Origin of the sequence: Paenibacillus sp. OSY-SE (assembly GCF_000283315.1) — a bacterium.
GTDB classification, from domain to species: domain Bacteria; phylum Bacillota; class Bacilli; order Paenibacillales; family Paenibacillaceae; genus Paenibacillus_B; species Paenibacillus_B profundus.
In genome coordinates this window covers 63,783-89,550 of sequence record NZ_ALKF01000184.1, presented here as the reverse complement: position 1 = coordinate 89,550, position 25,768 = coordinate 63,783, and the positions used below count along the sequence as shown (strand labels likewise).

At 50.2% G+C, this 25,768-nt stretch carries 23 protein-coding genes; 9 read left to right on the top strand and 14 right to left on the bottom strand.

Annotation, left to right across the window (positions count from 1 at the left end):
- Nucleotides 1–43: 43 nt before the first annotated feature.
- From A372_RS0116150 to leuC, 3 genes are all read right to left on the bottom strand, one after another.
- Complete coding sequence (locus A372_RS0116150) at nt 44–907, bottom strand: ABC transporter ATP-binding protein (protein ID WP_019421915.1); 864 nt, start codon at nt 905–907, stop codon at nt 44–46.
- A gap of 654 nt (nt 908–1,561) precedes the next feature.
- Entirely contained in the window at nt 1,562–2,170 is a 609-nt protein-coding gene (gene leuD / locus A372_RS0116145; RefSeq protein ID WP_019421914.1) for a 3-isopropylmalate dehydratase small subunit, read from the bottom strand.
- Between the two features lie 15 nt (nt 2,171–2,185).
- Entirely contained in the window at nt 2,186–3,610 is a 1,425-nt protein-coding gene (gene leuC, locus A372_RS0116140; protein WP_019421913.1) for a 3-isopropylmalate dehydratase large subunit, read from the bottom strand.
- A 137-nt stretch (nt 3,611–3,747) separates the two neighbouring features.
- On the opposite strand from leuC, the gene A372_RS0116135 reads away from it, so the two are divergent.
- Complete coding sequence (locus A372_RS0116135; RefSeq protein ID WP_019421912.1) at nt 3,748–4,689, top strand: LysR family transcriptional regulator; 942 nt, start codon at nt 3,748–3,750, stop codon at nt 4,687–4,689.
- Between the two features lie 10 nt (nt 4,690–4,699).
- On the opposite strand, the gene A372_RS0116130 is transcribed toward A372_RS0116135, so the two are convergent.
- Together A372_RS0116130 and A372_RS34075 are read right to left on the bottom strand one after the other, a co-directional pair.
- A complete protein-coding gene (locus tag A372_RS0116130; RefSeq protein WP_019421911.1) occupies nt 4,700–6,514 on the bottom strand; it encodes a glycoside hydrolase family 3 N-terminal domain-containing protein in 1,815 nt (604 codons plus the stop codon).
- A 59-nt stretch (nt 6,515–6,573) separates the two neighbouring features.
- Nucleotides 6,574–7,422 (bottom strand): carbon-nitrogen family hydrolase, encoded by an 849-nt coding sequence (locus tag A372_RS34075; protein WP_019421910.1) that lies wholly within the window; start codon nt 7,420–7,422, stop codon nt 6,574–6,576.
- A 175-nt stretch (nt 7,423–7,597) separates the two neighbouring features.
- On the opposite strand from A372_RS34075, the gene A372_RS34070 reads away from it, so the two are divergent.
- The 8 genes from A372_RS34070 (at nt 7,598) to mtnB (ending at nt 15,933) form a co-directional block, all read left to right on the top strand.
- Entirely contained in the window at nt 7,598–8,098 is a 501-nt protein-coding gene (locus A372_RS34070) for a hypothetical protein (protein ID WP_019421909.1), read from the top strand.
- A gap of 133 nt (nt 8,099–8,231) precedes the next feature.
- Nucleotides 8,232–9,425: a pyridoxal phosphate-dependent aminotransferase gene (locus A372_RS0116115; RefSeq protein WP_019421908.1), complete on the top strand. Its 1,194-nt coding sequence runs from the start codon at nt 8,232–8,234 to the stop codon at nt 9,423–9,425.
- Nucleotides 9,426–10,005: 580 nt separating this feature from the next.
- Complete coding sequence (proB, locus tag A372_RS0116110) at nt 10,006–11,121, top strand: glutamate 5-kinase (RefSeq protein ID WP_019421907.1); 1,116 nt, start codon at nt 10,006–10,008, stop codon at nt 11,119–11,121.
- A gap of 14 nt (nt 11,122–11,135) precedes the next feature.
- A complete protein-coding gene (locus A372_RS0116105; protein WP_019421906.1) occupies nt 11,136–12,383 on the top strand; it encodes a glutamate-5-semialdehyde dehydrogenase in 1,248 nt (415 codons plus the stop codon).
- Between the two features lie 89 nt (nt 12,384–12,472).
- A complete protein-coding gene (gene proC, locus A372_RS0116100) occupies nt 12,473–13,354 on the top strand; it encodes a pyrroline-5-carboxylate reductase (protein ID WP_019421905.1) in 882 nt (293 codons plus the stop codon).
- Nucleotides 13,351–14,568 (top strand): 2,3-diketo-5-methylthiopentyl-1-phosphate enolase, encoded by a 1,218-nt coding sequence (locus A372_RS0116095; protein ID WP_019421904.1) that lies wholly within the window; start codon nt 13,351–13,353, stop codon nt 14,566–14,568. Before proC ends, A372_RS0116095 begins: the two co-directional genes overlap by 4 nt.
- Complete coding sequence (locus A372_RS0116090; protein WP_019421903.1) at nt 14,565–15,227, top strand: 2-hydroxy-3-keto-5-methylthiopentenyl-1-phosphate phosphatase; 663 nt, start codon at nt 14,565–14,567, stop codon at nt 15,225–15,227. The genes A372_RS0116095 and A372_RS0116090 overlap by 4 nt, the downstream gene beginning before the upstream one ends.
- A 61-nt stretch (nt 15,228–15,288) precedes the next feature.
- Entirely contained in the window at nt 15,289–15,933 is a 645-nt protein-coding gene (mtnB, locus tag A372_RS0116085) for a methylthioribulose 1-phosphate dehydratase (RefSeq protein ID WP_019421902.1), read from the top strand.
- A gap of 685 nt (nt 15,934–16,618) precedes the next feature.
- On the opposite strand, the gene A372_RS0116080 is transcribed toward mtnB, so the two are convergent.
- The 9 genes from A372_RS0116080 to A372_RS0116040 all read right to left on the bottom strand — a co-directional run bounded on the left by A372_RS0116080 (nt 16,619) and on the right by A372_RS0116040 (nt 25,762).
- Nucleotides 16,619–17,299: a DnaD domain-containing protein gene (locus A372_RS0116080; protein WP_019421901.1), complete on the bottom strand. Its 681-nt coding sequence runs from the start codon at nt 17,297–17,299 to the stop codon at nt 16,619–16,621.
- A gap of 159 nt (nt 17,300–17,458) precedes the next feature.
- The gene (gene asnS, locus A372_RS0116075) at nt 17,459–18,754 is read right to left on the bottom strand and encodes an asparagine--tRNA ligase (protein ID WP_019421900.1); all 1,296 of its coding nucleotides are present in this window, start codon (nt 18,752–18,754) and stop codon (nt 17,459–17,461) included.
- Between the two features lie 16 nt (nt 18,755–18,770).
- Nucleotides 18,771–19,982, bottom strand: coding sequence for an acetate kinase (locus A372_RS0116070; RefSeq protein ID WP_019421899.1), 1,212 nt, complete (start codon nt 19,980–19,982; stop codon nt 18,771–18,773).
- The gene (locus A372_RS0116065; RefSeq protein ID WP_019421898.1) at nt 19,979–20,851 is read right to left on the bottom strand and encodes a 3-hydroxyacyl-CoA dehydrogenase family protein; all 873 of its coding nucleotides are present in this window, start codon (nt 20,849–20,851) and stop codon (nt 19,979–19,981) included. Before A372_RS0116065 ends, A372_RS0116070 begins: the two co-directional genes overlap by 4 nt.
- A 132-nt stretch (nt 20,852–20,983) precedes the next feature.
- Nucleotides 20,984–22,498, bottom strand: coding sequence for an AAA family ATPase (locus tag A372_RS0116060; RefSeq protein ID WP_192813615.1), 1,515 nt, complete (start codon nt 22,496–22,498; stop codon nt 20,984–20,986).
- Nucleotides 22,467–23,027, bottom strand: coding sequence for a hypothetical protein (locus tag A372_RS0116055; RefSeq protein ID WP_019421896.1), 561 nt, complete (start codon nt 23,025–23,027; stop codon nt 22,467–22,469). Before A372_RS0116055 ends, A372_RS0116060 begins: the two co-directional genes overlap by 32 nt.
- Before the next feature lie 242 nt (nt 23,028–23,269).
- Nucleotides 23,270–23,791 (bottom strand): cell wall elongation regulator TseB-like domain-containing protein, encoded by a 522-nt coding sequence (locus A372_RS0116050; protein WP_019421895.1) that lies wholly within the window; start codon nt 23,789–23,791, stop codon nt 23,270–23,272.
- Nucleotides 23,792–23,807: 16 nt separating this feature from the next.
- Nucleotides 23,808–25,118 (bottom strand): amidohydrolase, encoded by a 1,311-nt coding sequence (locus A372_RS0116045; protein ID WP_019421894.1) that lies wholly within the window; start codon nt 25,116–25,118, stop codon nt 23,808–23,810.
- The gene (locus A372_RS0116040) at nt 25,115–25,762 is read right to left on the bottom strand and encodes a redox-sensing transcriptional repressor Rex (RefSeq protein WP_019421893.1); all 648 of its coding nucleotides are present in this window, start codon (nt 25,760–25,762) and stop codon (nt 25,115–25,117) included. The genes A372_RS0116045 and A372_RS0116040 overlap by 4 nt, the downstream gene beginning before the upstream one ends.
- Nucleotides 25,763–25,768: the final 6 nt, after the last annotated feature.

Here is a 25,768-nt window from a genome sequence, read left to right as displayed (position 1 = left end):
CCAGCGGCTCTCAATCCTCCATTGCGTTAACCACCTGAATCCGTTATTCACTGCGCTCACCGCCGATCAGAGCCAAGTAACCGTCCTCCAAGGTGGGCACAGCAGAAGCGGCGTGTGGAACGGGAGGACTCGAGCTGACGATCCGGCACCGCACCCCGGTCGCCGTCCGCCTGGCGCCAACGATCTGACTCGGCTCGAACTCCGTAAATTCGTTGTCGCTCAATTCAACTTCCCACACTTGCCCCTCCCCTATCTTCACAAGGCCTTGCGGGTGTCCCGCATACCGCACTTCTCCGTGGGACATGACGGCAAGCTGCGTGCAGCTCGTCTCGATGTCTCCCACAATATGCGTGGACAGAATGACCGTGCGCTCTCGGCTGAATCGGTTCAGCAAATTGCGGAACCGGACGCGTTCCTCTGGGTCCAGTCCTGCGGTAGGCTCGTCAACGATAAGCACCTGCGGACAGCCGATCAGCGCCTGCGCGATGCCGATACGCTGCCTCATGCCGCCGGAATACGTTTTGACCGCTAGAGATGCCTTGTCTGCCAAGTTCACCTGCTCGAGCAGTTCATCAACGTGGCGTTTCCGTTCTTTGCCGCTGCCGATTCCTTTCATGATCGCGACATAATCAAGGAATTGCCGTCCCGTCATTTGCGGGTGAGCTTGAAAGGATTGCGGCAAATAGCCTATCATGCGCCGTATGGTGTCCGCTTCCCGCGCCAAATCACACCCGTTGATCGTAATCGTGCCGCTCGTTGGCTTGAGCAGAGTTGCCAGCATTCTGAGTAAAGTGGACTTCCCCGCTCCGTTCGGACCCAAGAGACCGAACATGCCATGGCCGATCTTCAAATGGACCGACTTCAGGGCTTGTTTGTTTTTCCCGTAGCTCTTGCTCACGTTATGCATGTGTATCACAACCGTCATCCTTCACTATAATTACTCAATACCGGTATCTGAGAAGTATAACGTCGGAGTCAGCCCAAAAGTCACCATCGGTTTCATTTTTTTAACGAAATAATGAATTCATGCATCCGGCACAGACTTAGGGACACACGATTTGCGTGGAGAGAGCACGATGCAAATTGTATGGAGTAATTTATGACAGGGAAGGTGTCATGTGGAACGTCTAAATATTAGATTAATTACAATAGACCTAGGAGATGGCCCTACATAATACCTCAAGATACTGGAGAGGCGGTACTCTCTCCGTTCGGCGTTTCCGATCACTCTCCCCTTCGGTCAGCAACAACGATTCCCGTATGTCTCAGGCACTAGGCGATGTTATCGAACGGTATTGATCCTCCATCGTCTGAGTAGCAAGATTACTAGAGACTTATACACCAAAGTTATCCTCTCCCTACGGAGGATGCCCCTACTGAATGAGAGGGAGAGTGGAGAGAAGTACTTGGCAGCGTATCGTTATTAGCTGGAAATGCGATCTTCTTTTCATACAACTCATCTCGTTCATGAATATCGGCACGTCTCCTTTTTTATGCAAAAACAACCTCCGGTTCCGCCGAAGCGGCAAGCCGAAGGTTGCTCTGTTTATGAGGGCATGAATTATACAGGATAAGCGAGACGGTCAGCATGCTTTGCTTCATACGAAGCAATCGCGTCGCCATGCTTCAGCGTTAGGCCAATATCATCCAATCCTTGCAGAAGGAATTGACGGCGGTGCTCATCCAGATCGAAAGAGTACGACAATCCGTAATCATCCGTTATCGACTTGTTCTCCAAGTCGACATGAAGCTGATAACCTTCATACTGAGCCGTACGTTGGAACAATTCTTCCACCTGCTCTTCAGAAAGCTTCACTGGCAACACACTGTTTTTGAAGCAGTTGTTGTAGAAAATATCCGCAAAGGATGGCGCGATGACACAGCGGAAGCCGTAATCCAATATTGCCCACGGGGCATGTTCGCGTGAGGAGCCGCAGCCGAAGTTGGCGCGCGAGATAAGCACGCTTGCGCCTTGATAACGCGGCTTATTCAAATCAAATGACGGTATAACATCGCCTTGCTGGTCGAAGCGCCACTCGTAGAACAGAAACTGTCCGAAGCCGCTGCGTTCAATTCGTTTCAAAAATTGTTTTGGAATAATCGCATCCGTGTCTACGTTCACCCGATCGACAGGTGCGACGAGACCCGTTAATGTCGTAAATGATTGCATGAGTCCGTCCTCCTCCTAGTTCAGCACTTCCGCTTTGAATTCCCAATTGCGCACATCAACGAAATGACCTTTTACGGCAGCGGCGACTGCCATTGCCGGTGATACGAGATGCGTGCGTCCGCCGCGGCCTTGGCGACCTTCGAAGTTGCGGTTCGACGTTGAAGCGCAGCGTTGGCCTGGCTGAAGCACGTCAGGATTCATTGCCAAGCACATGCTGCAGCCCGCATCGCGCCATTCAAAGCCTGCATCCGTAAATATTTTGTCCAGCCCTTCCGCTTCGGCTTGCAGCTTGACTCGGCCAGAGCCAGGAACGACAATCGCCGTTACGCTGTCACTCACCTTATACCCTTTGGCCACCTCAGCCGCAGCGCGCAAATCTTCAATCCGTCCGTTCGTGCAGGAACCGATAAAGACATAGTCGACTGCAATATCCGTTATGCGTGTGCCTGGTGTCAAATCCATATATTCTAAAGCTTTCTCTGCAGCTTTTCGTTCATTTTCCGTCGCAAAGTCAGCCGGGTTCGGCACCGACGCCGTAATATTCGTTCCCATACCTGGGCTCGTTCCCCAAGTGACTTGCGGAATTAAGCTATCCATATCGATGTCAACAACACAGTCGTAAGACGCGCCTTCATCTGTAGCCAACTGGTTCCATTGCTCGACCGCAGCATCGTACGCCGCGTCTTGCGGCACATATTGACGTCCGCGCAAGTAGTTGAACGTCGTCTCGTCAGGAGCGATCAGCCCTGCACGAGCGCCGGCTTCAATTGACATGTTACATACCGTCATGCGCTCTTCCATCGACAGCTCGCGAATCGCTTCACCGGTATATTCAATCACATAACCTGTTGCAAAGTCAGTACCATACTTGGCAATAAAAGCCAAAATCATATCTTTCGCGGTTACGCCTGGTTTGCGCTTGCCTACGAAGCGCACTTCCATAGTCTTGGACTTGGCTTGCTGCAGGCATTGGGTCGCAAGCACATGCTCCACTTCACTCGTACCGATTCCAAATGCAAGCGCGCCGAACGCGCCATGCGTAGATGTATGGCTGTCGCCGCATACGATCGTCTTGCCCGGATGTGTCAATCCAAGCTCCGGTCCCATGACGTGAACAACCCCTTGGTCGATACTGTTCAGGTCGAACAAAGTAACTCCGAATTCCGCACAGTTCTGCGACAACGTATCGATCTGCTGCTTTGAGATCGGATCCGAAATGTTGAACCGGTCTTTCGTCGGAACATTATGGTCCATTGTTGCATAAGTCAAATCCGGGCGGCGAACTTTGCGGCCGCTCATGCGCAAACCTTCAAACGCTTGCGGTGATGTTACTTCGTGCACCAAGTGCAAATCAATATACAAAATGCTCGGTTTGCCTTCTTCTTGTACGATGACATGCTGATCCCAAATCTTCTCGTACATCGTTTTCTTTGTAGACATTTGCCTCACCTCATCGGTTGTTTCCTCTATCTCTTTGCAAACAATATAGCATTTCTTTCTTCATTGTTCCAAGATATAATAACTATAATGATAATAGGTTGAACCTATAACCTTATTAAGGAGGCTCATACAATCCGATGGAATTCCGCCAGCTCCAATATGCCGTCCAAATCGCCCAAGAGCGAAATTTCTCCCGAGCAGCAGAGAAGCTGCATATCGCCCAGCCTTCTTTGAGCCAGCAGTTGTCCAAGCTAGAGAAGGAAATCGGCGTGCTGTTGTTCCAACGTACGACGAACTCTGTGGAGCTGACGCATGCCGGAGAAGTGTTTGTTGATCGTGCGCAAAAAATAATGGATGCCATGGAACAGTTGAAAAGTGAAATGTCCGACATCAGCCAGACTAAAAAAGGAAAGGTCGTCATTGGCACGATGCCGATTACCGGTTCACATATTCTCCCGCACGTTCTGCCGCAATTTCATTTGCGCTACCCGGAAATCAATCTGATGCTCGTCGAAGATACCTCCACTTCGAATCTGGAACGAATGACGGCCCAAGGCAAGAACGACCTGTGCCTCTTGTCCCTTCCACTTACGGATGCATCATTAACGTATGAACCCATCGTTGAGGAAGAGATCGTGCTTGCTGTACCGAATCAGCATCCCTTAGCCCACCAGGCCACGCATGCGAGGCGGAAGCTGCAGGAAGTCGCGATGGAGGAGCTGCGGGAAGAGCCATTCATTCTATTGAAACGTGGACAAGGCTTCCGGCAAATTACACTCGATCTGTGCAAAAAAGCGGGCTTTACTCCTAACGTCGTCTTCGAGAGCAGCAATATCGAAACAGTACAGTCACTGGTGGCAGCAGGCATGGGTGTTGCCTTGGTGCCCTCATTTATCGCCACGGCGCCGCGAAGCGAGTTCGTGCCTGTCTATGTTCCGCTTGCAGGCCGCCCCGCACGGACACTTGTCATTGCCTATCGGGAAGGACGGTATATGTCCAATGCCGCGGAAGCATTTATGCAGACATTGAAAGACACCGTGGCGGCACGCTTCGGCAGTCGCGCACGCGTGAGTGAATAGGGAGCGCACCCTATTCACTCCCCCTTTCAGGCAGTTCCACCGGCAGCTTGCCCTGTGGCAGCCTGTCGTGAAACAAAGCACTCGCGCCTGCCCTTACGTTACTGTCTGCAGCACCATATATCGCGAATCCGAGAGGCGCATTGGACAGTGTCACGATATCATATGGCGTACCGGCCGCGATGACAGCAGCAGGCTTCTTGTTGTCTAGAGCTAGCTTTAGTGCCGCTTTCAACTTACTTGTTGCTTTCGGTTGCAAATAAATATCTCGCGTGACAAATAGGACGGCATCACTCGATTGCACTGCTGGCGCCAGCTTGTTATCCGACAGGAGCAGACCGTGGCATGCCAGCTTCCCCGTCCCTTTATACAGTGATGTTGCCGTATCTTCAATCGCACGACGGACTTGTCCAAGGCTGCGCTCGTCATGCCCGATCACGGTAATCACTTTCATATGTCGTTGGATGAAAGCTTGATTGCGGTACGTATCCAGCTTCGTCCCCCATGGAGTGAGCGCCTGTGAAGCAATGCGATCGGCAAGCTGATGGGATTGATCGGACGAGAGAAATTGTTCCGCTAGCTTAATTGCTTCCTCTGTTTCTATCGATTGCTTCCGCTGCTGACCTATGACACCATACTTCAGCTTGATGCGCAAAATCCGGCGCACACTCTCATCAATCCGCTCCGCTGATATTTTCCCTTCGTCCATAGCTTTGCGTATTCCTTCGACAGCTGCACTCGGCTGCGGCGGCATTAGCAGCACGTCCGCTCCCGCCTGCAGCGCCAGCACCGCCGCTTCAGCACTGCCGAAATGATCGGAGATCGCCTTCATATTGAGCGCATCCGTAACGATAGCCCCTTGAAAATTCATCTTGTCACGCAAAATGCCAGTCAAAATGCGCGGGGATAAAGTTGCGGGCAGCGTAATCTGACTTTCGTCTTTCTTCGAGCGGACGGCGGACGGCTCTAGCTGCGGCGCTTGAATGTGCGCGCTCATAACCATATCGGCTCCAGCTTCAATGGCAGCGCGAAACGGAACCCATTCCACTTGCTCGAACCGCTCTTCTGCAAAAGAAAGCTTAGGCAAGCCAACATGTGAGTCAGTTGCCGTATCCCCGTGGCCTGGAAAATGCTTGACGACCGCAGGCATTCCGCTCTGATGCATACCGGAAATAAACGACTGCACATACGCTGCCACTGCTGTCGGATCAGAGCCGAAGGAGCGGAGTCCGATGACCGGATTGTTCGTGTTGTTGTTCACATCCGCGACCGGAGCGAAATTGAGATTGAATTCCAGCTTCTCCAACGTCTCGCTAATCTGATTGGCCGTCTCAGCCGCCAAGGCGGTGTCACCGGATGCGGCAATCGCCATATTTCCATTACCATCATTGGCAAAAGACAGGCGAGTAACTGAGCCGCCTTCTTCATCAACGCCAATCCACAGCGGGATGCGCGCCGTATGCTGCAGCTCACGGTTCTGCGTTATCGTCTGCCGCACATCTGGCAGGTCCCTGCGGAATAAGACTACCCCTCCGGGCTGGAGCTCCTTTAGCCCAGCTATAGCGGATTCACCCGGTTTTTCTCCTTCTAGCGCATCCAAATCGACGATGAACAGTTGGCTGATGCGTTCATTCAATGACATCCGGGCTAGCCGTTCATTCACCTGTATCTCTATTTCTGACGGCTTGTTCTCGTAGTCTGACGATGTGGTTCCGTTAGATGCAGAGGAAGCCGCCTCATTATCGCTGCCCTTATGCGGCGATTCCGCCCCCCGCCAGTCCCTGAGCCACGCAGCTCCCAGCACGAACAGAACCAAGACAGCAAGCACACCCCATTTCTGCCGCCGCTTCCCATGCCTCCTGTGACGATCTGATCTAGACCTCATCATTAGCTCGGCAATACGGCAGTATTAGGTCCGACAGCGCCATATAGCGTTTCTCTGCGATCTTCAAACACCGGTATGCGTCCTCGAACCTCTTCTACTAAGGAGAGTTGGATGTGCGCTTGCACGAACGCTTCTTCCTCGCCGGCCCCGGCTAATATTTCTCCCCAAGGATCTAGTATGACCGAGCTGCCGAAGAAGGAAGTCTCTTTGCCGTCCGCTCCCTTGCTGCTTCCCACCCGATTGCATGCCACCATATACATCTGGTTCTCAATCGAGCGCGCTGTCAGCAACGTCTGCCAGTGATGCAGTCGTGGATGAGGCCATTGTGCCGGAACGAATAATACCTCGACGCCTTGTAGAGCAAGCGTGCGCGTCAGCTCTGGAAAGCGGAGATCGTAGCAAATAATAACGCCGCAGCTTACCCCATCAAGCGTAAATTGCCCAAGCGCTTCTCCCGCAGTCAAGTAATGATGCTCATCCATCAAGCGGAACAGATGGGTTTTGTCATACATCTTCACGATTTGACCTTGCCGATTCAGAACGTATACCCGATTGTATATCCGGTCCTGTTCGCGCACAGCTACCGAACCTCCGACGATATTGACTTGATATTGTGCGGCTAGGGCAGACAACATCTGTATCGTTTGTTCCCCTTGCTCGTCTGCCAATTCATGAATCCGTTCCAATGCGTATCCTGTATTCCACATTTCCGGAAGAACGATTACGTCTGGCTTATCCTCTTGCTCCATGACGGCCCGTATTTTGTTCAAGACTTGCATTCGGTTGCGGTCTGGTTCACCTATAGCGATATCCATTTGAATGGCACATATTTTCCATTGTTCAGGCTTCATCTCTTTCTCTCTCCTCTGTGATGCATTCTGTATGAATCGATACTTCATTCATAAATTCACCTTATATTTTGCTTAACACTTTCTTCCATCATACCTTTTCATGGAATGGAGTCAAGCTGGGCAAAGTAAGGAAGCAATCGAAATGACGGCTTCAGCTTAGAAAGGAGTATTTCTTATGCGCAATACACGAGACACATTGCGGTTATTTGTTCTCAGCCTCTTGATATTCTGTATGACAGTCCCCGGTATCGCATCCGTTGCTTCAGCTTGGGATCCGACCAGTGAAAAGGGTGACGCCGTTCCTCCACTTCAATTGTTTGATATGCAGCAAGAGCGGATCATTAAGACACTGCCGAACAGCGAAACGTATCAGACGGAAGCTAAAAAATGGCTTGGTTCCGTGAAAGGGTTAGCTCCGCAAATCACAATCGGGCACAAATGCGGTTATATTATCCGTGTCCCTTTGAAAGACCCGGCTCAAGTAAAGCTGCCGAAAGTCATTTTAGAGGTCAAGGACGTATTTTTAATCTATTGCCCAGATAAAGAACCGCTGCTCTTAATTTTCTCCACAGAGCGGAAGCCGTTTTTACTTCAATTCACCGCAGATGTAAAGCCGTTCATGCAGCAGTTGCTTACTCCGCAGTCTTCGGGCAACGTGAAAGAATCAAACGGTTGAAATGCGCATTCTGACCTGCAAATGGATGCCTAAGCAATAAAAAAGTGTACACTTCAGGTAAAACATGCTACGTTATCGTTAATATTTTAAATAACTACCTTTAACACGATAATGAGTTCTGGAGTAGATGACTATGAATGAAGCAATACACCGTTCGCACCCCATCATCCCCGCCGAACGGATGAAGCAATTGCCGAAGCAATTTTTCGCCGATTTAGTGCAGCGTACGAATGCCCGGATTGCCGAAGGTCACGATGTAATTAACCTCGGACAAGGCAATCCGGATTTGCCGACTGCCCCGCATATCGTTGAAGCTCTCCAACAAGCGGCCGCTAACCCAGTATACCACCGTTATCCTCCGTTCAGTGGATTTCGCTTTCTCAAAGAAGCGGTTGCCTCACGCTATAAAGCCGACTACGATGTCGATTTAGACCCTGATACGGAAGTAGCCGTTTTGTTCGGAGGCAAGACCGGTCTGGTAGAGATAAGTCAAATCTTATTGAACCCTGGTGACGCTTGTCTCGTGCCTGATCCAGGTTATCCTGATTATTGGTCCGGTGTCGCACTCGCTGGGGCGGAAATGGTCATGATGCCGCTTCTGAAGCAACATAACTTCCTGCCCGATTACGAATCGATCGGCGAGGAACAGTTACGTCGTGCGAAGCTGATGTTCCTGAACTACCCGAACAATCCAACATCCGCCATCGCGAGCTCTTCTTTTTATGATGAAACGGTGCGCTTTGCCCAACGTCACGGCATCATCGTTGCGAGTGATTTCGCATATGGTGCGATTGGTTTCGACGGTCACCGGCCGATTAGCTTTCTGGAGACACCGGGAGCCAAAGAAGTTGGAATCGAGTTCTATACGATGTCGAAGACCTATAATATGGCGGGCTGGAGAGTAGCCTTTGCCGTCGGCAACCGTGAAATTATACGCCTAATCAATCTTATGCAGGATCATATGTACGTCAGCTTGTTCGGCGCGGTACAAGCTGCAGCGGCAGCTGCTCTAACCGGGCCGCAAGATTCGGTGCGCGAACTATGCGCTATATATGAACGGAGGCGCAATACATTCTTCGAGGCGCTGCACCAGATCGGCTGGCAGGTGACTCCGCCTGCAGGTTCATTTTTCGCTTGGCTTCCCGTGCCGAAGCCATATACTTCCACGGCGTTTGCGGATCTGCTGCTGGAGGAAGCTAATGTAGTCGTCGCACCAGGCATTGGCTTCGGTGAACATGGAGAAGGTTATGTCCGTGTCGGGCTGCTAGCTCCTGAGACTCGTCTGCGTGAAGCGGCCGAACGCATCGGACAGCTTGCTCTATTTTGAACGATTCTGTAAGCTTGAAACTTAATAATACTGTTCTGTCTGAATACTACTGTCTAATTATTCGCAAACCGGGAATAGAGCTTCTTTACATCACTTGGAATCACATGGTATTCTATTCATAACATTTATCGCTTTGCGGCGATACCAGGAGTAAGAATATATTAACGTGATGACAGGACCAGTATGTAATGTTAGTCGCGCCCAGAGAGCGGATTGCCGTAGGCTGTGAGCACCGCCGTGTAGCCGTTACAGAACCTATCCTTGAGCGGTCAGTATAAGCGCATTGTCGCAAAGCTGAACGGACGCCTCCGTTACGGGCATTCAAGTGGGATGATTAGCTTGCTGAATAATTTGACTCGGCGTCTGATTCTATACATGATGCGATGCGGACAAAGCTTCGGCAGTTGATCTCAATGAAGGTGGTACCGCGGAAGAACGACTTTCGTCCTTTATAGGACGAGAGTCTTTTTTGTTACACTCCCTCTTCCACAGCAGCGCGTTCGGGCGGTAGAACGGAAAATAATCCTCCTGCCATGGCGCTCCAAAATATAGGCCAATGTAAATATTCAGGCGGAAAGTGATGGTTATGGTACAAAATCAGCGCATTGTAGTCAAAATTGGAAGCAGTTCACTTACCTCGGATCAAGGCGGTTTGAAACGAGAGCACATTTCATTCTATGTCCGGGAACTTTTTTCTCTTATCGAGCGAGGGGCGCAAGTCGTACTTGTCACGTCTGGTGCGGTTGCGGCAGGATTTCGGCATATCGGCTACCCCAGCAGGCCGAAGCTTCTGCACGAAGGGCAAGCGGCAGCTGCCGTCGGGCAGGCGCTTTTAATGCAAGCTTATCAGGAGCAATTTCAGCAGTTTGGTATCCCCGTTGCGCAAATCCTATTGACTCGTACCGACTTCGCGAGCCGGAAACGCGGACATAATGCTCACATGACGATGGAAGAGCTGTTGAAGCAACGGGTTGTTCCGATTATTAACGAAAACGATACCGTTGCGGTCGAAGAATTGAAGTTCGGTGATAACGACAGCTTGTCTGCACTCGTGGCCAATCTGGTGCATGCGGACCGTCTCGTCATCGTGACGGATACCGACGGCTTGTATACTGCTGACCCGCGGCACGATCCGAGCGCAACACGATTTGAGCGCGTTGAACAAATCAATGATGAAATATACGCTTTCGCAGGCGGGGCGGGATCATCCGTCGGAACTGGCGGAATGCGTTCAAAGCTAGATGCGGCCCGCATCGCAATGCGTGGCGGAGTGCCTGCATTCGTCGGCAAGGTCAGCGAAGCGGGCGACCTGCTTCAAGCCGTGCAAGGACACGGTAAAGGCACGTATTTCGATACGCATCTGCATGCGCTCCCAATGAAGAAGCAATGGCTTGGGTTCCATTCCACTCCCGATGGCCGCATCTTCGTCGACGCCGGTGCGGCGCATGCCTTGATTGACAACGGCTCCAGCCTGCTTCCTGCCGGCATCCGTGAGGTCGAAGGCGAGTTCCATCAGGGTGATGTGGTCGAAGTAATCGGACCAGATGATCGGCTCATCGGAAGAGGAATCGTCAATTATGATGCATCGCAGCTGCGGACTGCTGCAGGCTGGTCAAGCGAAGAAGTATTGAAACGAATTGAGGTGCCTCGCATCGAGGTCATACACCGAGATGAATGGGTAACTTTACGATCATAAAGGAGGAATACGGGATGAGTGAAGTACGTCAAAAGGCAGCTCTGGCCAAAGCAGCGGCTGCCGTGGTGAATCGGCTGACCAGTGACGCGAAGAACGAAGCGCTGCTTCGCATGGCTGATGCGTTGGTCGAACAGGACGCTTCCATTATCGAGGCCAATGCACGTGACTTAGCACGCGGACAGGAACAGGGCATTCCCCCTTCCCTGCTGGATCGGCTTGCATTGAACGAGCAGCGAATTCAGGATATGGCCGAAGGACTGAGACAAATCGTTAGTCTCTCGGATCCGGTCGGCGATGTGTTGGAGACGTTTGACCGCCCGAACGGCTTGCACATTGAGAAGACTCGCGTCCCGCTAGGCGTAATCGGCATCATCTACGAAGCTCGTCCGAACGTCACCGTGGATGCGGCGGGTCTGTGCTTAAAGACCGGAAATGCGGTCGTGTTGCGCGGAGGTTCTTCCGCGCTTGAATCGAACAAACGAATTGTTGAAGTGCTGCATGATGCGCTTGCCAATACAACTCTCCCTGCAGATGCGCTGCAGCTCATAGAGGATCCGAATCGCTCCTCTGTAGATGAGATGCTGAAGCTGAACGGACTGCTTGATGTTATCATTCCTCGCGGCGGGGCATCACTCATTCAAAATGTCGTGCAAAATGCAACCGTACCGGTCATCGAGACGGGTGCCGGTATCTGCCACACGTACATTGATGAAGATGCCGATCCGGAAATGGCGGAAGCGATCGCTTTGAATGCGAAGGTACAACGTCCTTCGGTATGCAACGCGATGGAGACACTGCTTGTGCATCAGCAGTTTGCAGAACGTCATTTAACCGGGCTGCTCGAAGGTTTTCAGGTTCACAACGTTGAATTGCGCGGCTGCGAACGCACACTGCCTTATGCTCCGTGGGCCAAAGCTTCAGCGGAACAAGATTACGCGACTGAATATAACGATTATGTTCTGAACGTGCGCATCGTCGATTCATTGGATGAGGCGCTCCAGCATATTGCACGCTACGGCACGATGCACTCCGAATGCATCGTAACCGATAATAAAGAACGTGCCACTCGCTTCTTGCAAGAGGTGGATGCAGCGGCTGTGTATCACAATGCATCAACGCGGTTCACGGACGGATTCGAATTCGGCTTTGGAGCGGAAATCGGCATCAGCACCCAGAAGCTGCATGCTCGGGGCCCGATGGGATTGCCTGCCCTTACCTCTGAGAAATATCGAATTTATGGCAAAGGTCAAATTAGAGAGTAAGAATGGAATATTAGATGCGTGTACTTCGCGATTAAGAGGGGCTTTTTGAACCATAGAAGATAAAGCATGAAGCAAAAGAAGGAAGAGAGATGAACAGCATGGACCTAAAACAGACACAAGTGAATGACACCTTCCGCTCGCTTCACTTCTGTATCTTCGGAGCCGGCTCCATGGCGGAAGCCATCGTGCGCGGTATGACAGAACAACAATTGACCGCACCAGACCGCATCGCGGTCATCAATCGCAGCAATGCAGAACGTTTGCACGAGTTGCAGGACCGATATGGAGTTACGATCGAGCTAACGGCAGAAGCCAAGCAGAAACGGCTTGCTGCTGCAGATATTATCGTACTCGCCATAAAGCCAAAAGATGCGGCTGCCGCCCTGCACGATCTTAAGCCGCTGCTGCGCGCGGACACGCTCCTCGTATCCGTCGTTGCCGGCTTGAGCATCGCGACGATGCAGCACATTATCGGTTCAGCGCCGATAGTGCGCACGATGCCGAACACGTCCAGCAACATTGGCCTCGGAGCTACCGCGCTCTGCTGCTCGCAAGAAGTGACTGCCGAGCAAAAATTTGCTGCTATGACGATGCTGAATGCAATGGGTATTGTAACTGAGGTGGAAGAACCGTATTTGAACATCGTCACCGGCTTGTCCGGCAGCGGCCCCGCTTACGTCTATTACTTAATGGAAGCTATGATACAGGCGGGAATGGAAGGCGGTCTATCACAGGAGCAATCTCACGATTTAACCGTTCAAACCGTATTCGGCGCTGCAGAAATGGTCAGACGGACTGGAGAAGAGCCTGCCACGCTTCGCCGTAAAGTTACCTCTCCCGGCGGCACGACACAAGCGGCATTGGAGGTGTTGGAACAATATCAATTTGCGAACGCGATGAAGACTGCCATTCATCGGGCTGAAGCAAGAGCGCAGGAGATGGGAGAACAAATTGGGAGGAACATGGAATGAATGATCACTGTGTTGCCACGTACCGTCTGTACGACGACCGTGCCGATTTTCACAAAAAAGCCGAAGGTATCGCTGTCGGCTTGACCGTCGGAAGCTGGACCGATCTTCCCGAGGCGAAGAAAGCTGACATGAAGAAGCATCTGGGGCGGGTCGTGTCCGTGCAAGATCATCCTTCGGACATTCCCGGAGAGCGCTGTGCGGATATATCCATCGCCTATCCGGACATCAACTTCAGCCATGATATTCCGGCCTTGCTCGTTACGATCTTCGGCAAGCTGTCCATGGACGGACGGATTAAACTCATCGATGTGACATGGTCCGACGATTTCAAGCAGGCCTTTCCCGGGCCGAAGTTTGGAATGGAGGGCGTCCGCAAGCTCGTCGATGTCCACGACCGCCCGCTCTTGATGAGCATCTTCAAATCCGTCATCGGACACGACTTGAATACGCTGCGGGAACAGTTCTATCAGCAAGCGCTTGGTGGCGTCAATCTCATCAAGGACGACGAGATTTTGTTCGAGAATCCGCTGACACCAATCGATAAAAGGGTTCAAGTCTGCATGGAGGCAGCGCAAGAAGCGGAGCAGCACACCGGCAAGAAGCTGCTCTACGCCGTCAACCTGACCGGACCGACATTCAGCCTGCGCGATCAGGCGCTCCGGGCCATTGAAGCTGGAGCCAATTCCCTGCTCTTCAACGTGTTGAGCTATGGGTATGACGTGCTCCATGCATTAAGCCAAGATCGCGACATTACGGTTCCGATCGCGGCTCATCCCGCCTTGGCCGGCGCGTACTGCTCTTCACCGCATCACGGAATTTCCGCTGCGCTCGCGCTCGGCAAATTCATGCGGCTCGCCGGTGCTGATCTTGTGCTCTTCCCTTCTCCCTATGGCTCGGTTACGATGCCGAAGGAAGAGACGCAAGCGATCCGCGAGGCACTTACGACTGCAGAAATCGGCGTGGCATCGAGTTTCCCTGTGCCATCCGCTGGCATTCATCCGGGCATCGTTCCGCTCATTATCCGCGATTTCGGCACCGATGTCGTCGTCAATGCAGGCGGTGGCGTGCATGGACATCCACTCGGGACTGCGGCCGGCGGCCGCGCTTTTGTTCAAGCCATCGAAGCCGTCATGCAGGGTTCATCACTGGACAGCTATGCCGCGGATCATGAAGAGCTCAGAGCCGCAATTCAAGCATGGGGGGTAAAGCAATGACTGCGTCCAAGAAGCGTGTCGTCTTCTGTGACTTTGACGGCACGATTACTGTAAATGATAATATCATCGCAATTATACGTCATTTTAATCCAGCAGGTTGGGAACCAATCGCTCAGGACGTCATTGCGGAGCGGAAGACTATACGTCAAGGTGTCGGGGAATTGTTTTCCTTACTCCCTTCATCCATGCGTGATGAAGTGATTCGTTTTGCTACTTCCCAAGCGATTATTCGGCCAGGGTTCGAGCAGTTCGTACAATTTTGCCATGAAGAGAGCATCGATCTGTACGTAACAAGCGGTGGCATCGATTTCTTTGTCTATCCGCTGCTGGAGCCATTCGGCATTCCATCTAATCGTATTTATTGCAATGGCAGCGACTTCAGCGGTGAAACGGTCCGCATCACATGGCCGCATGACTGCCAGGAGCCTTGTAATAATGATTGCGGCATGTGCAAGCCGACGATCGTGAGAAAGTTCCCTCCCGAACAATACGAGCGGATTGTCATCGGCGATAGCGTCACCGACTTCGCCGCTGCCAAGCAGGTCGAATTCGTCTATGCCCGCTCGCACCTGATCGAGAAATGTGAGCAATTACATATTTCATATGCTCCGTTCGATACGTTTTATGACATTATCGAACATATGAAACATAACGAATAGCACAAAGAAGATCGAAAGTGTCAGCGAACGAATTTATAATTCAGTGAATGGAGGCAGCAAAATGATATCTATCGGGAATCTCACATTAGAAGAGAAGCAGCGCGCCCTTGCCGAGCTTCGTTCCATCAAGGAACAATTTGCTGCACGTGACTGGTTCCCGGGAACAAGCGGCAATTTGTCCGTACGTGCCAGTGACATCGAAGAGGGCCGCTTTCAATTTGCTATTACGGCAAGCGGTAAAGATAAATCGATTCATACCCCCGAGGACTTTTTGTTTGTCAATGAGCATGGGAAGCCCACAGAGTGCACACAGCTCAGACCGAGCGCAGAGACACTCATTCATTGTGAAATTTATCGAATGACGGGCTGTGGCGCCATTTTCCACGTGCACACGGTATGGAATAACGTCATATCGGAGCTATTCTGGGATCAGGAAGCTGTTCCTGTGGAAGGTGTCGAGCTCATTAAAGCATTCAATATATGGGAGGAAGACGCCCGCATTGCAATTCCGATCGTGCCTAACTATGCGGACATCCCTCGCATCGTACCGTGCATCACGGAGAAGCTTGACCCCCGTATACCGGGAATTCTGCTGCGCAAGCACGGAATTTATGCATGGGGCGCCAATTCGTTTGAGGCAAAACGCCATCTGGAAGCGTTCGAGTTCCTGTTCGAATACGTATACCGTATGCAGGCGCTGCGTTAGCGCTCATTCCATTTTTATTTCGGCATAATATGCCCGTCCATTTGGACGGGTTTTTTGATGTCATGCCAACCGTTGTCTACTATGTCTGTATCCAATGTCTAGCCTGTCGTTGTGTATGCTTTCCAAGTCCTTATGTTCATTCTCCCGTCCGTTCAGAAACAGAGCCAGCAAAGAGTTCATCCCGCAGTTTGATAAGGCAGAGCTTATGCATACTTCATACTTCATACTTCCTCTTATGCTCGTTAAGTGCTGCATTAGTGACAGCATCAATCGGTTGCTCAGAATCGTTTCTTAGTCTTCTCCTCCAGAATACGTCTCCAAAAACCTCATGACGGCCCATCAAAATTCAGTTGTATGCTCGCTTGTGTAGCGTCAAGTGTGACAGGTTACGTGTCCGCTTTTTTCTGAACGTGTACAGGTTACGTGTACACGTTTTCTGATTGTGGGGGAGAGTGAACAAAGCATGGCGATTAGAGATATTATTACGGTACGCCTAACGCGTTATCAACATCAGCATAACCGTGCCAGATGCAGCACACATGCTCCGCGTCACTCATCCCGAATATGTCTGCGAGGTGGTGTTGAAGCTCCATTGCAAAATCGGTTCAGCACAAGGTTGAGCAGCAGCACATCCGTTCAGTTGTATAAAAAAAACCGCGCTGCATCTCACATGCAGTGCGGTTCATTATCTTCCGCCGGAGCGGAACTTCTGCGTATACGCCTTGGCATCTTCAATGGAGTGGACGCGGTTGCGATTCCATTCCAGTAAAATACGGTCGATGTAGCGGAAATGTACTTTCCCCGCAAAGACCGCTTCCTTCAATGCCAACAGTATCAATTCTTCCGGATAACGATCCTGATCAATCCATCCAGCTATCGTCTCGCATTCCATTGGTGACAACGGACGGCCAAATTCTTTTTCAAAAATATTGAACAGATTAGGCGGTTCGGCTTCGGAGAATGAAGTTACAGTACGCAGCTTCTGGCGTTCGGCGCGAAACTCTTCCGCCATGACGACGGCAAGCTTCTCCCATAGGCCGGTTAAGTTATACCGTTCGTATTGCACGTCCGTCTCTGGATCTATTTCCTCATCAATATTTAAGAAGCCGTCTTTCATTAGCTTCTGCAGCGATTTAATGACCGCATCCGGGGAAGATCCCATTCGCTCCTGAAGCTCATCAATAGTAGGAAAGTCTTTCATTTCCTGCTGCTTGAAGCCGATGAGATGAATGAACAGCATCACATCTGTATCACTCAACTTTAACTGCCGACAATAGCGCAGCAAATGATATGGCACGCTTACGCTGCCGGATTGCAATCCGAGCGCCATTCCTTTGGCGAAGGTTCGAAAAGCGTCCCCACTCATACGTTAATCCCCTCTCCGCTTTATACTTATCCTATTGTCGCACAAAACGAAATTTTTAGTAAGTCACATTTGGTAACGTTTTCAATCTTTTTATGTGCCGCTAATAATAATCCCGTACCGCTGTATGCGATACGGGATAGCAAGCTTGCTTCACATGCATTATGGATATAAACGATACAGCATGCGCGGGAATGGAATCGTCTCACGCACATGATCCAGACCGCAAATCCACGCTACGGTACGTTCAAGTCCGAGCCCGAAGCCGGAATGTGGAACAGAGCCGTATTTGCGTAAATCCAAGTACCATTGATACGCTTCTGAAGAGAGCTCATGGTCGCGGAATCGTTCTTCTAGAAGCTCAGGATCATCGATCCGCTGCGAACCTCCGATGATTTCACCATAGCCTTCCGGCGCAATCATATCAGCACAAAGCACGACGTCCGCACGATTCGGATCTGGCTTCATATAGAAAGCTTTAATGTTCGTCGGATAGTGCGTAATGAAGACCGGTGTCTCATATTTCTCCGCAATTGCCGTCTCATGCGGCGCACCAAAGTCTTCTCCCCATGGAATATCAAAGCCTTGCTCTTGCAAAAACTTGATCGCTTCATCATAGGTAATGCGCGGGAATGGCGCAACCACTTTTTCAAGCTTGGAAGTATCGCGTCCCAATGTTTCCAGCTCCGCACGACAGTTCTTCAAGACGGATTGCACGATATGGGATACGAACTGTTCCTGCACCCGCAGGTTCTCGTCATGATCTACGAACGCCATTTCTGGCTCTATCATCCAGAACTCAATTAAATGACGACGAGTTTTGGATTTCTCGGCACGGAATGTCGGTCCGAAGGAATACACTTTGCCGAGAGCCATCGCTGCTGCTTCCATATACAGCTGTCCGCTCTGCGTCAAAAAGGCGTCTTCTTCAAAATATTTCGTATGGAACAACTCGGTTGTTCCTTCGCAGGAAGAAGGCGTCAAAATTGGCGGATCTACTAATGTAAAGCCGCGCTCATCGAAGAACTGCTGAACCGCACGGATAATTTCTCCGCGGATCGTCAAAATGGCATGTTGCTTTGGCGCACGCAGCCACAAATGACGGTGATCCATCAAGAAATCGACGCCATGCTCTTTCGGCGTAATCGGATAATCTTCAGTTAATTGGATGATATCTACGTTCGTCACTGTCATTTCATAACCGGATTTCGAACGTGGTTCCTCACGCACAACCCCAGTTACATATAATGAACTTTCCTGAGTTAAGCTCTTTGCAGCTTCCCATACTTCTTCAGGCACTTCGCTCTTTACTACAACACCTTGAATGAAGCCGGTGCCGTCACGCAGCTGCAAAAATTGAATCTTGCCGCTGGAACGTTTGTTGTGGAGCCAGCAGCCCATGCGGACTTCTTCGCCTACATGGCGGCTCACTTCGCGAATGACACAAGTTGTCGCCATCGGTTCGCTCTCTCCCTTATACGTTTTTTGCTTCTTTCACGAGGCGATACGTATCGCGTGCAATCACTAGCTCTTCATTCGTCGGAATGACAAGCACTTCCACTTTCGAATTCGGCGTAGAGATGCGGCGCGGTTCTTTAGAGCGAATCTTGTTCAGTTCCCGATCGATTTCAACGCCAAGGAATGTCAACTGCTCGCACACATGTTGGCGAATCACGATAGAGTTCTCCCCTACACCGGCTGTGAACACGATTGCATCTACTCCGTCCATCGCAGCCGCATAAGCACCGATATACTTCCGAACACGATAAGTGTACATTTCAAAAGCCAATGTTGCATTTGGTTCGCCTGCTTCCATACCGTCCGTAATTTCGCGCATATCGCTGGATATGCCAGAAATCGCCAACAAGCCGCTGTGCTTGTTCAGCATGGAGTTCACTTCGTTCACAGTCAAATCTTCCTTCATCATCGTGAATGGCACAACAGCAGGATCCAAATCACCGCTGCGTGTTCCCATCATCAAGCCTTCGAGTGGTGTCATCCCCATCGAAGTGTCAACGGATTGTCCACCTTGCACGGCCGTCAAGCTTGCACCGTTACCGATATGACATGTGATGATTTTCAAATCTTCGATCGGGCGTCCGAGCGTTTCTGCCGTACGTTTGCTTACATAATCGTGAGATGTGCCATGGAAGCCGTAGCGACGGATTTTGTGCTTCTTGTAGAGCACCTTCGGAATGGCATACATGTAAGCTTTCGCAGGCATCGTCTGATGGAAAGCCGTATCGAATACGACCGCTTGCGGTACGTTACCCATGTTCGCTTCGACCGCCTTGATCCCCATCATGTGAGCCGGATTGTGAAGCGGCGCCAACTCGAACAAACGGCGAATTTCCGCTTTTACATTCGAGTCTACAAGCACGGAGTTATTGAATGATTCACCGCCGTGAACGACCCGATGGCCAACGGCTTCAATTTCGCTTGTAGATTTCACGACACCGACTTCTGGATCCGTCAACTTGTCCAATACTTTGCGAATCGCGATTGTATGGTCCAAAATTTCGCTGACTTCGGTAATCTCATCCGTATGGTGAGGCTCATGTACGAGAATGGAAGAATCCATTCCAATTCTTTCCACCCGGCCTGCTGCTAATACTGACTCATCCGTCATGTCATACAACTGATATTTAAGCGAGGAGCTTCCCGCATTAATGACTAGTACTTTCATAATCTATCCCCATCCTTGTCATAGTTGAAAAATCCGACGCCCGTCTTCACGCCGAGGTGACCGGCGCGGACCATTTTTTTCAACAATACGGACGGACGATATTTAATGTCGCCGAATTCACGGAACATGCGCTCCATCGCTGCCAGTACGGAATCGAGACCAAAGCGGTCAGCCATCTCTAATGGACCATATTGGAAATTGTATCCGATTCGCATCGCATTGTCGATATCTTCTGCAGATGCGACTCCTTCTTGCAGCACATGTAATGCTTCGTTAATTAAGTTACAAATAATCCGTGTCGTGACGAAGCCCGGCGATTCATACACCATAACGCCTTTCTTCTGCACAACTTCTTCAACAAACCGCTTCGTCTCATCAAATGTAGCATCTGATGTTTTTAACCCGCGGATAATTTCGACAAGATCCACTTTCGAAACTGGATGAATGAAATGCATACCGATAACTCGCTCCGGATATTTCGTAGAGCTCGCCAATTCGGTCAAAGACAATGTCGATGTGTTGCTTGCCAGAATGATATTGCTAGGGCAGACGCGATCCAGCTCCGCAAATACGCTTTTCTTCGCTTCGATATCTTCGGAGATGGTTTCTATAACCATATCGCATGCACTAAGTTCAGCCAGATGCGTCACCTTATGTATGCGCGAAAGAATTAATTTTTTTTCCGCTTGAGTGATAGCCCATTTCTCCAGCTGTTTGTCCAAGCTCGTTTCAATCATTTCGTATGCATGGTCCAGCTTTTCCGGCGTTTGCTCCACTAGCAGCACGTCCAGGCCTTTCACAGCAAGCATTTCTGCAATGCCTTGGCCCATTGTACCGCCGCCAATGACGCCGATTTTTTTGAAAAACATGGTCTCTTCCACCTTTCATGTTGCTATGCTCTGCATAGTGTACCCGAGATATAGCTCGCGTTATCAGTGCATAGGTACCTAATATTATCTTAACATGATTGTTGAAAATAAAAAGAAATAACCAGCGCATTTTCACGCTGGTAATTGTTTCTTGTCACATAATAGACACCGGAATTTCTCACCGCTTACGTACTCTTCTTCAATCAAATGCTTCAGACAGCGCTCGAATGCTTCCTGGTGCTCTTTCAACAGCTCATGCGTGCGATTCGTCAAATCTAACATAATCGCCTGTGTCTCTTTTGTCAAGACATCGGGAGACAGATGCTTCAGGCGTACAATTCCCAAGCTGGTCAAGCCTGAATTAATCATCGTCTCGACAATATTAAGCGCTTGATCGAAGTCTCCCTGGGAGCCTGTACTGCGGTTCCCATAGAACATTTCTTCAGCAGCAGCTCCACCCAGCGCGATCATAATCTGTTCTTCTAAGAACGGCTTCGTATACAAATAACGTTCTTCCTGCGGCTGGTGTCGGACGTAGCCAAGCGCTTGACCTCTCGGACTTAATGAAACTTGAGATACGCTTCCCGGACGGACTAGCTCCGCCATAATTGCATGACCCAATTCATGAATTGCGACCCGGCGCCGTTCTTCCTGATTCGTCTCGCGGTCGCTCTTCTCTCCCATCAGCACCTTATCAATCGCCTGCGATAAATGTGCTGTCGAAATCAAGTCAGCCTGTTCACGCATCGCATAGATCGCGCCTTCATTCAGTACACTTTCAAGCTGTGCACCGGAAAATCCGAACGTCTCTTCCGCAATCCGGTCCAGATTGACATCATCGGCCAGCGGTTTGTTATCCGCATGCAAATCCAAAATGTGACGACGGCCTTTCTTGTCCGGCATATCCACTTGAATATGACGGTCGAACCGACCCGGACGCAGCAGGGCGCTGTCGAGCATCTCTTTACGGTTTGTCGCTGCCATCACGAGAATTCTTGGCGTCTGATCCGCATATAAACCGTCCATTTCCGTCAACAATTGGTTCAATGTCTGATCGTATTCCCGCTGTTGCCCGCCTTCACGTTTACCGCCGATAACGTCAATCTCATCGATAAAAATAACTGCGTTCTCTTTTTTCTCCTTCACAGCACGCTGTCTCGCGTCCTTAAACAGCTCTCGCACCCGGCCAGCACCGACCCCAACGAACATCTCTACGAACTCACTGCCGGATACTCCAATGAACACCGCGTCTGCGTAATGGGCCGACGCCTTGGCCATCAACGTCTTCCCTGTCCCCGGAGGACCAGTTAGAAGAATGCCCTTTAGAGGACGTATTCCGAATTTACTGATAGCGTCAGGGTGAACCAGGAAGTCCAAAGCTTCTACCAGCTCATTTTTGGCACGTTCTTGACCCCCGATGTTATCGAAGCTCATTGCAGTGACTTTAAGACTTCGTGAATCTTTGCGGCCAGAGGTTGCTGCCATACCCGCACCACGACGCTGCGCTACGAACGCCAATACACCTATTGCGGCGGCAGCCAGTACGATCGGCCACACATTCACTCCAAGGAAAATAATGAACAACAGGAGTGGAATGGATACGCCGATGACCCACTCAGGCCATCGCATCGATTGTCGATTTCTCATACGGCCACACCCCCATCCGTGTACCTTCTAACGGCAGCAGCAACGTCTTGCTGCCTTGTCCATCCTTCACCGTAATATATACATACTGGTTGTCCATTTCCGTCTGAACTTCTATCCCCGGCTGCTGCAGCTGCTGCAGACGTGATGGAATTTGACTATATTTTTGATGTACCATCGCTTCAGCGACATCAAACAATGCCTGGGACCACCATTTATCGATTTTCGGCGTGCTATGGTCATTCATATATTCAATAACTACCTTTTTCCCTTTTGCTTGCTTTTCCAAGTCGCCATTCAGCTGCTGAACCAATTCACGGACATCGACACCCGGCTTCGTCTGAATTTGAACCTTCATCGCGTCGGTCTGCCAGTCAACATGATATTGTGTAATCTCAGCATGCTTTTGCACGATCTGTTCCACTGGCTGCTTCACAAAATTAGTCTGATACAACGCCCATCCACCGAACAGTACGGCGCCCGTCACAATCATAATCAGGATGGTAGGCGCGATACGAACTTTTTTCGTCATGCTGAAATACCTCCTCACACTCTAATCTATCTACATGAAAACGGCGCTTGTTGAATACATGAAATATATCATTCAGTACATGTTAGAGTATATCATAGTATATACACTGAAGTTGAATGTAAAGTGTACCATAGCTGCCAATCCCCTTGGCAACAAAAAAAACACCGTATTCTCGCTGCAACGCTTCAATCGCGTCACTTGCAAGAATACGGTGTAATGAGCACTTGACAGGTGGTTCATCGTTATTTATTAGGCAGCCCGTAGATTTCTCCGATCGGTGAACCGTCGGCGAACAGATAAAATTGATAATAATAGCGGTTGGCGCCCTGTTCGTCCGCTCGCTCCAGCATCGCCTGCCATACATATTGCCCGTCTTTATATCCGGGAATAAGCCGTACGATGTGAACCTTGTTATATTGCTCTTTTATTTTTGCTTTCATCGCATCTTTTTTTATTCCTTCAAAGGCGTACATAGATACGACTTTCTTCGGAAACACCCACACCAGTCGTTCTTGGTCTTGTTCATCTTTACCTTCAACAACATAGACAATGTCGTCCCATACGCTCTTCTCGACACCGGATATTTCTGCGAGCTTTACACTATCATTCGCTTGGCGAATGATATCAGCTTCTTTCACTCGCTCATCAGCATTTATATATTGCACATACATATATACGGCAGCAATGAGAAGAATCAGAATAAGAACCGCCAGCGGGATATACCATTTCCATTTGGAACGCCGACGTGTGCGGCTTCTTACCATGAATAAATCCCCCCGCTTATCGCTGCAGCAGCTGCTCGAAGCATTGCTGCGTCTCATGACGGATACGTTCTTCATCTAACGTCAGGCATTCGCCATTCTTCACGACCTGTTCTCCATCAATCCACACATGCTTCACATCTTTAGCCGAAGCGGAGTAAATCATGTGAGATACGAGATCCGTATGTGGAATGAAGTGAGCTTGATCGATATCTACCGCAACCATATCTGCCTTCATACCGACCTCAAGCAATCCTACATCAGGAAGCGAAATCGTCTTCGCCCCGTATACGGTACCCATGCGCAGCGCTTCTGCAGCCGGAATCGCGGTTGGATCTCCCGATACTCCTTTGTGTATAAGCGCAGCAAGCCGCATTTCTTCGAACATGTCTAAGTTATTGTTGCTGGCCGGACCATCCGTTCCGAGAGAGACGACAACTCCTGCGCGCAACAATTCAGGAACCCGAGCTACACCGCTCGCCAACTTGAGGTTGCTGCCTGGATTATGAGACACAGCTACATGGTAGTGAGCCAGAGTCGCAATTTCTTCATCTGTCAAATGTACCCCGTGTGCAATGAACGACGGCCGGGAGAAGAAGCCTAATTTCTCTAAATGAGCAACCGGACGGAGCCCATAATCCTTCACGTTCTGTTCCACTTCCGCCTTCGTCTCCGACATATGTGTATGAAGAGGTAAATCCATATCATGTGCCGCTTGCACGAACTTCTCAATGAATGCCGGCGGACACGTATATGGCGCATGTGGCGCCAGCACGGTTGTAATCCGTCCATTCGCCTTGCCGTTCCAGTCTTTTGCGAATTGAACCGCTTCTTTAAGCTTCGCATCCTGGACGTCTTCAGGACACAGCCCGATTGCGCCGCGCATTAGACAGCCCCGAATGCCAGACTGTTCGCAGACTTTAGCGACTTCATCCATATGATCATACATGTCGACGAACGTTGTGGTTCCGCCCTTAAGCATCTCAACGACGGATAATGCGGTTCCCCAATACACATCCTGTGACGTAAATTTCGCTTCCATTGGCCACATTTTCTCCTGCAGCCACGATTGCAGCACCATGTCGTCACCATACCCGCGCAGGAGCGACATCGCAGCATGACCATGCGTATTGATTAAACCAGGCAGGAAGAACAGACCTTTGCCGTTTATTCTCTCTGCATCACTCGTATCGAACTGCGCGGGAAGTGAATCTCCCAAGTGGACAATTCGATCATTTTCAATAACCATCGTTCCCTTGGTTGAGGTTTGCCCGGATTGAGCATTAAGTACCGCAAAGGCGCCATTTTCAATAATGATTCGCTTTGTCATTGGACTGGAACTTCCTTTCCCTGATCCGTTAAATAATAAGCCAGGCTAAACAAATCCGTTGTGAAATCGGCAGTATGCACGCGCACATGAGACGGAACCTTCAAAATAACAGGCGCAAAGTTCAAAATGGCTTCTACACCGGCTTCGACGAATTGCTCCGCTACATATTGCGCTTCCGCGGCCGGAACCGTAATAATTCCGATACGGATGTGCTGATTTCGAACCGTTGTGATCATTTCGCTCATAGGTTGAACTTTCAGATTATTAATATCCGTGCCAATCTTGGACTCCATGGCGTCGAACACAGCTACGATTTTCATGTTGTCTTTCAAATAGACCGTGTAATTGCACAACGCATGCCCCAGTTTACCGGCACCGACCAGGCCAACGTTAATAATTTGGTCCAGCTTCAATATATGACGGATTTGCTGTATTAAATAAGATACGTCATAACCAATGCCTTTGCGTCCAAAATCTCCAAAATAAGCCAAGTCCTTGCGGATTTGCGCTGGATTTAAATCCAGCTTCTGGCCCAAATCCTGAGAAGAAACTGTCAATACTTCACGCTGCTTCAGTTCTATCAAATGACGCAAATAGACCGGCAGACGTCGAACAACAGCTTCAGATATTTTTAATGTTTTCATATCTTA